At 45.6% G+C, this 11,783-nt stretch carries 9 protein-coding genes; 1 reads left to right on the top strand and 8 read right to left on the bottom strand.

Annotation, left to right across the window (positions count from 1 at the left end; all coding sequences use genetic code 11):
• From BLR08_RS18965 to BLR08_RS18950, 4 genes are all read right to left on the bottom strand, one after another.
• The coding region (locus BLR08_RS18965) for an extracellular solute-binding protein (RefSeq protein WP_143014415.1) at window positions 1-968 on the bottom strand (968 nt) is incomplete at its 3' end.
• 59 nt (window positions 969-1,027) lie between these two features.
• Window positions 1,028-1,753: a carbohydrate ABC transporter permease gene (locus BLR08_RS18960; RefSeq protein WP_256257661.1), complete on the bottom strand. Its 726-nt coding sequence runs from the start codon at window positions 1,751-1,753 to the stop codon at window positions 1,028-1,030.
• A gap of 183 nt (window positions 1,754-1,936) precedes the next feature.
• The gene (locus tag BLR08_RS18955) at window positions 1,937-2,905 is read right to left on the bottom strand and encodes an ABC transporter permease (protein ID WP_072331622.1); all 969 of its coding nucleotides are present in this window, start codon (window positions 2,903-2,905) and stop codon (window positions 1,937-1,939) included.
• A 357-nt stretch (window positions 2,906-3,262) separates the two neighbouring features.
• On the bottom strand, window positions 3,263-3,628 hold the full coding sequence (locus BLR08_RS18950) for a hypothetical protein (protein WP_143014414.1): 366 nt from the start codon (window positions 3,626-3,628) through the stop codon (window positions 3,263-3,265).
• Here BLR08_RS18950 and BLR08_RS18945 point away from each other — a divergent pair.
• The gene (locus tag BLR08_RS18945) at window positions 3,617-3,799 is read left to right on the top strand and encodes a tyrosine-type recombinase/integrase (RefSeq protein ID WP_371117496.1); all 183 of its coding nucleotides are present in this window, start codon (window positions 3,617-3,619) and stop codon (window positions 3,797-3,799) included. The genes BLR08_RS18950 and BLR08_RS18945 overlap by 12 nt on opposite strands.
• Before the next feature lie 469 nt (window positions 3,800-4,268).
• Here the strand turns inward: BLR08_RS18945 and BLR08_RS18940 are convergent, their stop codons facing one another.
• The 4 genes from BLR08_RS18940 to BLR08_RS18925 all read right to left on the bottom strand — a co-directional run bounded on the left by BLR08_RS18940 (window position 4,269) and on the right by BLR08_RS18925 (window position 11,699).
• The gene (locus BLR08_RS18940) at window positions 4,269-5,270 is read right to left on the bottom strand and encodes a DUF3895 domain-containing protein (RefSeq protein ID WP_072331614.1); all 1,002 of its coding nucleotides are present in this window, start codon (window positions 5,268-5,270) and stop codon (window positions 4,269-4,271) included.
• 258 nt (window positions 5,271-5,528) lie between these two features.
• Complete coding sequence (locus BLR08_RS18935; RefSeq protein WP_072331611.1) at window positions 5,529-7,238, bottom strand: hypothetical protein; 1,710 nt, start codon at window positions 7,236-7,238, stop codon at window positions 5,529-5,531.
• Window positions 7,239-7,279: 41 nt separating this feature from the next.
• Window positions 7,280-8,566 (bottom strand): efflux RND transporter periplasmic adaptor subunit, encoded by a 1,287-nt coding sequence (locus BLR08_RS18930; protein WP_072331608.1) that lies wholly within the window; start codon window positions 8,564-8,566, stop codon window positions 7,280-7,282.
• Window positions 8,567-8,588: 22 nt separating this feature from the next.
• Window positions 8,589-11,699 (bottom strand): efflux RND transporter permease subunit, encoded by a 3,111-nt coding sequence (locus BLR08_RS18925; protein WP_072331605.1) that lies wholly within the window; start codon window positions 11,697-11,699, stop codon window positions 8,589-8,591.
• Between the last annotated feature and the right edge of the window lie 84 nt (window positions 11,700-11,783).

The raw sequence follows: 11,783 nt of genomic DNA, 5'->3' as shown, positions 1-11,783 counted from the left end.
TTCGGCTCATTCTTCAGCATATTCCGGATATGTTTTTCCATCGCGCTGCCGCCCCAGCTGCCGGCGAAGATGCCCGCTTTGCCCGTCGTCCACAGTTGGATAGCCCGCTGAAAGTTTTTGTCCGTCAAATATTCCTTGTCAACTAGCCCAGCTTCATACATTTGCTTCTCCAGATCCATCGCATCTCCGAACCGGTCAAGCGTTGCCCCGTATTTCATTCTGCCGTTCTCGAGGTACCACTGATTGCTGATCGCCGCGTTCATCGCCGCATAGCTGTCAAAAACCGTGCTGCCTACCAGCGCCGTTGTATCGTTCTGATTGTTGCCGTCCGGATCCTGCTCCTTGAACGCCTTTGCCACATCGATCAGTTCGTCCATCGTTGTTGGCGTCTTGAGGCCCAGCTTATCCAACCAATCTTGCCGGATCCACAGACCATGATTGGCGATGCCATCTGTCGTCCGAGCGGTCGCGACCGCATACATTTGGCCGTCGAAGGTCAGGTAAGGCAACAACTCGGGATGCTCCTGCAAATATTTTTTGTAGGATGTGCTGTACTGCTCGATATAAGCGTCGATCGGCTGCAGCGCGCCTTGAGTAATCAGCTTGCCGATATAAGCCCGATCGTACTCCCAGATCAGATCCGGCGCCTGATTCGAAGCGATGAGTACATTCAGCTTGTCCTGAGCCTGGTTGCGGGGCACGGGTACCATCGTAACGTCAATCCCGGATTGCTCCCGGATCCATTTCACCCATCGATTGTTTTCATAAGTCCCCTCATCGCTGGATACGGCCCCCCGGTCGAATGCGGAGATGCTGACCGCTTTCGGCAGATCGGCATACGGATCCGCAGTAGGCGATACGGATGAGCTATCCGCTCCTTTCCCTGAACATCCTGCCAATGTCGTTCCCGCCAGCATACATAAGGCAGCTGTTAAAACAACCCACTTTTTTTGTTGACTGAATTTCATGCACAGACCTCCTAAATAAATGCTATATATATATCAGGACCGCCTGGCGGTCGACGATATCAACCTTTGACAGAACCAAGCAGAACTCCCTTTACAAAATACTTTTGCAAGAAGGGATATACACACAGAATAGGTATAATCGAAAACACGATCGCTGCAGCGCGTATCCCCTCCGGCGTCATGCTCTGTTCGGTGACTCCCTCCCCGCTTCGCAGCATCTCGGGGCTGACCAAGTCAATCATCTGATAGAGCTTCACCATCAAAGACATCTTGTCGGTGCTTCGGATGTAAATCAGCACATTCATGTAGGAGTTCCACCAGCCCACGGCATAAAACAGGGTCAGTGCTGCGATCACCGGCATAGACAACGGGATAATAATCTTCAGCAGCAGCACCCATTCATTGGCGCCGTCAATAGATGCCGACTCCTCCAGTTCTGCCGGAATTCCTTCAAAGAAGGATTTCATCACGAACATGTTATAGACGCTAATTAAAGCAGGCAACCAGATTGCCCAGTAGGTATTGACCAGTCCCAGACTGTTGATGAGCAAGAAATGAGGAATCATACCGCCGCCGAATAACATGGTGAACAGCACACCCTGCAGCATGATACTTCTGCCCCGAAGCCTCGATTTCGACAAAGGGTACGCCGCCAGAATGGTAAACACCATATTCAGCAGAGTGCCCACAACCGTTATTAGAACTGTATTTTTCATAGCTACGATTAATTGGCCATCGTCAATCAGATTGCGGTAAGCATCCAAATTAAATTCGATAGGCCACAAGAATACCTCCCCTCCCGAGATCGCTCTGCTGCCGCTGAAGGATACCGCAATAATATTAAGGAAAGGAAATACAGTTGCAGCGGCGCATAACGCCAAAAAGATGTAGTTGAACCAGCGGAAAAGGCTCGCTGAGCTAAAATATTTCGTCCTCACGAAACAGTCATCCCCTTTCTTTCTAACGGTTTACCATAACCCTCGTTCTCCCATGATCTTTATCAGCTTGTTCACGCTTACGATCAAAATTAAGGCAACAATCGACTGGAACAAACCAAGGGCTGTGGTGTAGCTGTATTGGAGATTCTCAATGCCGCGAGTATACACAAAAGTGCTGATCACTTCGGCTACCTGGGTAACAGCAGGATTCTTCATCGTAAATACTTGCTCGAAGCCTACATCCATGATGCGGCCCACCTGGAGGATCAAAATAATCGCTGCCGTGCTGCGAATCCCGGGCAAAGTCACATGCCAGATCTGGCGAAGCTTATTGGCTCCGTCCATCTTGGCCGCTTCATACAGAGTAGGATCAATCCCCGCCATGGCCGCCATATAGAGAATGGTGCCAAAGCCTGCCTCCTTCCAGATCCCGGAGCCTACGAAGGATATCGGCCACCAGAATGGACTCGCCATAAAATAGATAGGCTCTACACCAAACAACCCCAAAATCGTGTTGATAATACCAGTGGAGGGGGACAACATTGCAATAACGATAGTACCCAGCACCACCCAGGATATAAAATGGGGGATGTAGAGCAGATTTTGCAGCACCCGCTTGTATCCATTCCAGCGAACCTCATTTAGAAGAATCGCCAGCACAATGGGCACCGGGAAAGCAAATACCAAATTGTACAGATTAAGCAGAAGCGTATTGCGCAATACAATATAAAATTCTTTGCTGGAAAACAGCTGACGGAAATGATCCAGTCCCGCCCAACTGCTTCCCCAGATGCCATCGGTCAGACGATAGTTCTTGAAGGCAATAATTTCCCCATAGAGGGGCGCATACTTGAATAGCAGAAAATAGACCGCCACCGGCATGAGCATCAGGTACAAGTATTTATCCCGAATGATATGCCTCTTTAGGCCCCGTTTAGGGACGGCTGCGGCCAAAGCAGTTTCGGTTGGCTGCGGGTGCAGACTTTGGGAATGCCGCATGGGAGTTGCTCCTTTCATGTGCTGACCATGTATTGAATCTGCCCTAACGATAGCACGAGGCAAAGGAGCCACGAAATCGCTACAATTTTTTTCATAAACGATTTTTGCGTATTTTCCATCTTTATTTTTTGCTGAAGTCTTTATTAATTGAGGAAAATAGGTTTTGGGGGTCCGGATACAGACCAGGCGTATGAGCACCACAGAACTGTCCGGTAACACAATTTGTGGACGCATGAAGACGTACCAGCACTTTTTGAAATTTTTGGCCCAGCGCAGCACCGGGAACCAGTCCGCATAACGCGAATCATTCAGCGTTTGCCGCAACTGACCGGCGTATTCGCCACTGACAGGAGCCGCTTACGCTTGATGCTGCAACAGCGCTTCCGCATCCATCCGACGGGGGCGCACCAGGAAAAATCCGGACCAAAGCCATTCGAAAATACGGATGCCCCAGATCGATATCGCCCCAGTGGAGAAAGCTTTGCAAAGTGCGATGCGGGTATTCTCCCGTATCGTGATCGGCGCTCCGGCGACGGCGGCGGCCTCGAGCGGCTGCAGCTCGCTCTCCTGGTGCTTCCGGATGAAGCCCGGCTTCCCCTCCTTCGCGCCGGAGACGGCGGCCTGCTGCGTGTCGAAGCTGCTGCTTCGGTCCCTAGAGGTTTTACCGTAGGTGCCCTGGGCTGATCGGCTCCAGCCGGTCTTGTACAAAAATTGTCGCCTCACAAGCTACGACATTTCCTGTTGACCTGGCTTAAAAAGCAGGGCATCGATGACGCGCTCATACAGCCTTATTCCGGGCACGAAAACCGTAAGTCGTTGGAAGTCTATTCAAAGCTGGCGATCATCGATGCCCAGCAGGAGTACAACGAGGTCATCAATAAATTTCCCACTTAATTCCTATCTACTTTGCGGGTGGTATCAGCTTCGCTGGTACTACCCCTATATATTAAATGATGTTTTTCAATGCAAATTAAAATGAAAGACTTAAAAGACGGTTGACTTAAAGTACCCGGCCGCTAATAAGCAAAGGTGTACTTTAGATCACGCGGCAGCACGGAGAGGTCGTCCGATCCGGAAAATCCTAATCATGCCATTCTCCAATTTTCTTCAGCAATTGGTTTATCGCCTGCACCGAGAGCCGACCATCCGGCTTCCGGGCAGGAATCTCACCGCGCTCAGGAAAAAAGCAGCCGTCTAATCTTTGGCGTCTCACGATCGCAGTTAGTAGAACTGGTGTTTGTATACATGTTTTATCATATTTTCATAATTTTCATAGAAAAAAGCTGCCTAATTCACCGGCAGCTCAACGTATTTGATGTCTTTCTTTATTTATAATAGAAATGAAGTTTAATGCTACGAATGCTTAATTCGCAATTTCATACTCTCGGTCTTCCATGGATTGATGTACTAAACGAAGCTGGCCAGAGTGAACTAATTCATCCAGGTAGATACACACAGGAACGTAAAGATGAAGTTTACCCGTAGAGTATCGGCGCCGATCGACTCCTGCAGCCTCCTGAAGCTGCTCGGTTATCACTCGAACGCTTTTTATTCCCTTCTGCAGTTCTCTCCAGACGATTGGCTTCAAATCCTCTTGCACCTTTGTTTCATGACCTTTATAGTATCTACCTTGAGCGCTGCTTCTTTCAATGGAATCAGGCGCTGAAATGATATCTTCGAACAGAGTGCCTTGGAATAAGGAGGTATTATTCTCGCTAACATGCTGCTCAAAATTTTCAGGAACTGGCCTCGCAAACCTCTCTCTCCTTGCTGCAGCTCGTTCAGTTTGCATTTGCTCCATATATATTCGCAGCTTTCGTCTCAGACGCTCCACTTGACGATCTAACAGGGGTAGATTCAATTCCAGATGGGCCTGAATATCGCTTGGTATTTCAAAGCCATCTTGAAAAAACCACTCATCTAGCCGCCAACCATCTTCGATCTTTAAAAGAATCTCATCAAGCTCATAATCAAGCGTTTGAAACCCTTTCATAATAAGAGCAACAATTTTAGGGTCTAGCCCGAGATGATCCCCTAAGTGTTTGATGCCAAAATGCATGATTTGTCCAGTCTCTTTGTGCTGAACCTGGTGCTGGTACCTCAATTGATGTCCACACTCACATAAGAGATCCGGAGACACTTTCCCGGCATCGGTGTAGCCCGTATAAATCCACCCATCGAGATATTTTTCGATGTCTTCCGGATCAGCCTCTTCCGGAATTACGGCTCCCTTTGCTTTTGCCATCTGTTGTGCAAAGATAGTCCTTCGACTACGAGTCATATTATGAATTAAAAAGTTCCGTTGTTCCTCACTCAATCGACTTAAGTAGTCATCCCGCTGTTCAACCCCTAATGTTTCTGCCATTGTATCCCCCACTTGTTTTAATATCACTCTTATTGTAGCAAAATTCTGACAACTGGCCAGCGGTGATTCAACCCCGGTTTCTGAAATTCCTTCCGTATGCCTCGGTATGATCGACTCGCCTGGCGATCCTCCTGCGAACCTTATATAGCTCATTGATGTATACTTAGTCCTATAAAATGAGAAGCTTTTCATTCTATAAAAATAGAGAAAGCTAAGAACTATTAATCGTTCAAAGATTTCCTGTCTTCGTTGTATATATTACTTGATGGTTTTCAATAACCGCTTCGATATGCCGTTTTTAGTCTCAAAGACCTCATACATGAGGATAGTAAAGGGGTAGTTGAATTGTTCTGTGGTCAGATCACTTGTCTCCAGGACTTGCTTACCACTAATCAGTTTTTTATTACCTGTCAAGACTGCGTCTTGTGAGCCTAAGATACGACCAGAATTATCAACAACTTCGAATCTAATTCGTGAAAAGTTCGGATCAATTACCACATTTTCCGATTGTTTAATATCAAGATCTAAATTAAATTTATAATGATATGTTCCAGAGTTATAAAGAAAACTGACCTGGACATCATTGACCTTTAAAGTAAATGGATAGAGCGATAGGGTACCATCTGCCTCTTCTTCCTGAATCTGTGCTTGGAATGCGGCAACCGACGTTGTATATGGTGTTGCAGATGTTTCATCCAACAGTTTCATAGTAAACCTGCTGGCCTCTTCATCCTGTGGCAAAGTGTAAGAATAATTTACCACATAGCTCAAGCCTGGATTCATAATCGTATCGGTAAGCACCTGCCTCGATCCTATATAGGCTACTCCTCTATCATTAAGCAACTCCGATCCAAATTCAGGTGTAGAGACCGGAAGTTTGCTTGTATTTGTCATTTTAAATTTAGCTATAGCCGTCTTGTAGCCTTCACTCTGGTTATCATGTACATGAAACTCCATGAGTGATACTTCCGTTTGTTGATCAATTACCTTCGTTAACGGATCAAATGAAATGGGTTGCCCCGTTGAATAGTTAGGCGTGTTTTCGATGGTTTGCATATTTTGCTGCCAAGCCAGAGCGAGTTTGCCCGTAGATACAGTTTGGTTTTCACTTCCTGATGCACCGACAAAAGTGTCTGTTGACATAACTAATAATTCTGATATGGGTTCGTTTGTTTTAATGGGAATAATATAATGAAGATAAGTTTCCCCACCGGCATCCAGTATATTCTTATCTGTTTCAACCCTGCTTCCCTCAAACGTGCTTCCATCCGTAGCGGCATCTACCCGAAAGGAAGGAATGATTTCGCGGCCTTCACCATTATTTTCAACTAGCACCTTAAAGACGACAGCCTTACTGTTATTGGCGTTTTGAATCTTGGCCTCTGTAGGAGTATAAATTAGTGAAGAATTAATACCAGGAATTCGAAAAGACTCGCCCCAAGCCAACCGGTCTAATTGATTGAAAGCTGTTTTCTCCTTTCCGTACCAAACAGCTCCTGCTGGTATTGATAACAAATTCGTTTCAGTCTTCGGATAGGTAAAGAGATTTACCTTCGTAAAAGATAGTTGATCAATAGCTCCAATTTCCTTGCTATCCACCACAGTTAAGTACACCAGCTCGATGATCTCTTTTGGCTGTAAAACGTTTTTATTAACCGCACTTGGGGATAGAACATAGGTTGTACCTTGTAGCGTTTTTACTCGAAATTCATGTTCCGGCACCCGATTCGGTGTATCACCTCCATTATATAAACGAATGGTTGCAGAGATTTGGGAGCCGTATTCGGTCTGCGTAACAGAGAGATTCTTGATTGCAGCTCTTATATGTTCCGTAAGTCCGTAGTTCACGCTTTGAGTGTTCTGTACCGTGTCCTTTATTTGCTCGGCAAGTACCGGTAGTCCACTCTGCAGCAACATAGAGCCAAGAATGAATACAGATAAACTTTTTTTCAATAACTTTGTTTTCATGTTTAGTTCCTCCTCTTTATTTTATGGGCAAACAATTTTATTTAGATCTTGGGTGTTGTCTCCGGTGCTGCCCGATTTTCAGACTGCTGCCCGTCTTTTAGTGTATTTTGGCCATTTATCACAAGCAGCTCGCCTTCCTTTACACCTTCTAAAACCTCTTGGAATTGCCCATTAATGCGTCCAAGCTTTACCATCCGCTTATGATACTGGTCCCCCTCAAGAACAAAAACGTAGGTATCGGACTCCTCGCGAATGAGGCTGAGGAGTGGTACAGCCACGACCTGTTCCTCCTGTTCAGTGGTTAATTGAATCATATACCTATTGCCAGGTTGCAGTTGGAGATCGGGGTTTGCAATCTCAAGCTCCAGTGTAAAAGTTTTAGTCGTTGCACTCATAATAGGAGCCAGGTAACTAATTTTGGCCTTTCCTTTTCGGTCAGGCGTATCTGGATCATAATATACGAGTTCTTGTTTACCCTTTACCATATTGTAATTAGTTTCGCTAAGCTCCGTTTTTATTTTGACTGGATCGACTTTCTGAATCTGTCCAATAGCGCCGGATGCCGCTGACACGGACTGTCCAGTTACCAAATTGAAATCAGTTAGTACTCCACTTTCCGGTGCTTTCACGCTATAGTCTTGCAACGCGCGGATACTATCCTCCAAGGACAATTTTGTTGATTCTAGCTGTGTTTTTGCGGATGATACTGAATCCGTATGATCAAATGAGGTTAATTTATTTTTGGCTGATTCCAGACTCATTAATGCGTCATCAGAGGCTTGCTTCGCTTGATCCACCTGATGTTGAACAGCAAGTCCCGCATCAAATTCATTTCGGATCTTGTTGTATGCCTCCTGAGCATTCGTGTAGGCAACCTCTGCACGGGTTACCCCATCCTGCAAATCACTACGATTATTTACTTTACTGTCCCTTGCTTGCTGTAAAGACTCCTCAGCATTCCGCACAGCAAGTTCATTTTTTCGTTTAGCCGAATCGGCGACTGAGCTGTCTACAATGAAGAGAACCTCCCCCTTTTCGACTGGCTCTCCTCGTTTTTTCAAGACCTTCAGGACTTCGCCGCTTACTTTTGGAACGATATCAAAACTTGTTCCCGCCATAACATCAGCTACCTGTTCAATTGGTTCACTAATTTGATAGGATTTAATGACCTCCGTTTTGACTGGCCTAGTCGCCAATTGAACATCAGCAGTCCCGGCTGCCCCTCCTAGTGAACAGCCTGTTACCAGGATAACCGCTGATATCAACACAGCCGCATACGGAACCCATTTGGTACTATATTTCTTTGTCAACTGTCTCTCATTTTTCATCTGTGCCTCTCCCCCTAGAATCTCAAGCCTGGATCTCTACGGAATCCAAAACTCCAGATTTTTTCTTTGATTTACTTCCAAGAGTTTTTCGTTTCAAGTTCTCAATCATTTCATAGATAATCGGAACAACTACAAGCGTCAGTACTGTCGAGGTAATCAATCCCCCAATGACAACCACTCCTAATCCCTTGCCGATCAATACACCTTCTCCAGCCATGCCAAGTGCTAATGGCAGCAAAGCAGTAATAGTAGCTCCGGCAGTCATTACAATAGGTCTAAGACGTACCTTGCCTGCCTCAATCAATGCCGAACGTACCGTATAGCCAGCTTCCCTCAGTTGTTGCGCACGATCTATCAGTACTATTGCATTGGTAACGACGATGCCGATGAGCATCAAAAATCCTATCATTGAGGTAGCGTTTAATACTTCGCCAGTCAAGAATAAGCCAAGCAAACCGCCGATTACCGCTAGTGGTAGTGAAAATAAAATCGCGAATGGCGCGCTAGCATTGCCAAATGAAAGCACCATAATGATATAGACCAGGAAAATCGCGACCCCCATGGCTACGAACAACTGTGAAAAGCTATCATTAATATCATCCGTTACCCCGCCGGCCTTTGGCGTAACCCCATCTGGCAGTTCAATTTCATCCAACGCAGCGGCAACCTTTTGACTGACTCCGCTTTTATCCTCCCCTTTGATCTTGGCTGTTACTTTGACCAATTGCTGCTGGTCTTCACGCGCGAGGGATGCAGAGCCGCGGGTTTCTCCGATTTTTGCCACTTCTTTTAAGAGTACAGTGGATCCATTACTGCTTTGCATTGGGATATTTCCCAATTTTTCAAATGTATCCTTGTCCGATTTATCTAGTGAAACTGTGGTTGTATAGACAATTGAGTCGAACTTCAGATCGCCAAGCTCCTGTTTTTGAATCCAAGCAGCAGCACGATCGCGTACGACGGAAGGATTTAATCCATATACTTTCGCTTTCTTCTGGTCCACAGTGATTTCAATTTCTGTTTTTTTATCAGACAAGTTATCCTCTATTTCCATAAGCTCGGGGAAAGTCCTAAGCTTATCTTTTACGATAAGAGCCGCCTTTTCCAGTTGAGTCTGATCTTCGCCTTGAAGGGAATACGCAAAGTCAGGAGATAAAGCTCCCGCATCGCTTTCCATCGATTTCGGTTCTACTTCTGAACCGGGTGGTAATTCAGTCAAGATAAATGCTTTTATTTTATCTTTTACTTGAGCAGGATCTAGATTTTCGTTTATTTCAACGAATAGTTGCGAAGCGTACGGAACACGGCTGTCATCATCCCCCGCATAGCCAACCAAAGCTTCCACGAATTTGAAGACGGGCTCGCCATTAGAATCCTTTTCGTTTAGCAAAATAGTTTCGATTTCACTTGTTTTAGCATTCGTCGCTTCAAAAGAGGTTTCATTAGGCATTTTGATTTGAAAATACATCGTTGGCGAGTTTTTAGGGCTCGGCAAAAGGGAAACTGATAATGAAGGCAAAGTCACAGCGATAGTGGCCAACAGCAATCCACCGGAAACGAGAAGAGTTTTCCAACGGTTTTTCAGGCTCCAGCCCAATGCTTTTTCGTAAAAAAGAGTGAGCCTCCCTGGCTTTGATTCATCATGAGTCGGCTTCCCAGGTTTAGCGCGCAGTACCATGATTTTAGCAAGCATCGGAATTACTGTTAATGCAACCAACAAAGAAGCTATAAGCGCTATTGAGATTGTAATTGCAAATGGCTTGACGAATTCGCCGATAAATCCCGAGATCATCCCCATCGGCACAAACACAGCGGCCGTAGCCAGTGTTGAAGACGTGATAGCTGACGCTACCTGACTTGTAGCCAGGGCTATCACTGATTCGTTGCGCTCATGTGCTTTTTCAAGAGAAGAATAAATATTTTCAATAACGACAATGGAATCATCTACGACCCGGCCTATGGCCATAAATATACCACCAAGCGTCATTGCATTGAGCGTTAGTCCGAGCTGCGACATCAGAAGTAATGTAACCAGGATGGATAGAGGCAGCGAGACAAGGACAATTAGAGTCATCCTCACATTCTTCAAAAAAATCAAAATCATAACGGCGGCCAGAAAAGCTCCAACTATGCCTTCGCGTACTAAACCATGTATCGAGTGTTTTATTTCCTCTGCACTATCATAGGTGTTTTTGAAGGTGACATTAGGCAAGTCGGTTCTCCACTGTAGAAGCTTTTCTTCAATCGCACTGGAAAACTCCACAGCATTGGCACTACTGGCTTTGTACAAAATAACCCCGATTGCTGGCTTTCCGTCAAGTCTCCCTATAAAGTCGGACTCGGTGATTGCCTTCACCTCGGCGATCCTTCCTAACTGGACATGATCTCCCCCAGCTGTTGCAATCTCCATTTGTTCTAATTCATGTAGGCTGCTCAAGCTGCCTGTAACCCGAGCCATTTTTTCGTTACCATTGATTTCAACACTGCCTATTGGACTCTGTGTTGCCGCGGAGCTTATCGCATTACCCACTTGGGAAGGCGACAAGCCATAATAATCTAGTGCGCTGGCATCCATCTCAATATCCAATGAGGTTTTACGGGCACCGATGATATCTAAATGGTCAATTCCTTTGATTCCTTCTAATCCGGGCTGAATCGTTTCTTGAAAATGCTTATCCAGTTCGTTTTGGCTCATCCCATCATTCCCGTAAACGACCAAGTAATTTGTGGGAACAGATGCAGCTCCAAACGTAGAAGCTTTTGGTGTACCTGCCGCGTCGGGAAGCACAACTTCCGCCAGCAAGTCTTGTACTTCCTGTTTCTTTTTGTCCGTATCCGCATTTTGCTTAAACATGAGAACGATGCTGGAGAAATTATCACTGGAAGTCGATGACATGGAGTCCAGATCCTCTAAATTCGCCAATTTTTCTTCCAAGGGCTCCGTCACTTGGTCAAGAACATCCTTAGGCGCTCCCATATACGTCGTCGTCACGGACACGACAGGAAACGATACGTCGGGCATGTTCTCTATTTTGAGCTGTGTGGTTGAATAAAAGCCGCCAATAAATAGCATGATCATTATAATGATTACTGCAGATACATTTTTCATTGAAAACTGTATAATCCGATTCATCCCTGTACACCCCTCATTCTGATAAATCTGTTTGACCTACAACCATATATTAGAACAGCTTGGAAATAAAAAAATCGTACATAA

The sequence above is a fragment of the Paenibacillus sp. cl123 genome, from assembly GCF_900101595.1.
Classification (GTDB): Bacteria; Bacillota; Bacilli; order Paenibacillales; family NBRC-103111; genus Paenibacillus_G.
This window is presented reverse-complemented; position numbering and strand designations above follow the sequence as displayed.

Bases quoted from the DNA above. Each gene is read 5' to 3' on its own strand.
- BLR08_RS18935 (WP_072331611.1), bottom strand. From the start codon at position 7,238: ATGAAAACAAAGTTATTGAAAAAAAGTTTATCTGTATTCATTCTTGGC.
- BLR08_RS18955 (WP_072331622.1), bottom strand. From the start codon at position 2,905: ATGCGGCATTCCCAAAGTCTGCACCCGCAGCCAACCGAAACTGCTTTG.
- BLR08_RS18930 (WP_072331608.1), bottom strand. From the start codon at position 8,566: ATGAAAAATGAGAGACAGTTGACAAAGAAATATAGTACCAAATGGGTT.
- BLR08_RS18925 (WP_072331605.1), bottom strand. From the start codon at position 11,699: ATGAATCGGATTATACAGTTTTCAATGAAAAATGTATCTGCAGTAATC.
- BLR08_RS18940 (WP_072331614.1), bottom strand. From the start codon at position 5,270: ATGGCAGAAACATTAGGGGTTGAACAGCGGGATGACTACTTAAGTCGA.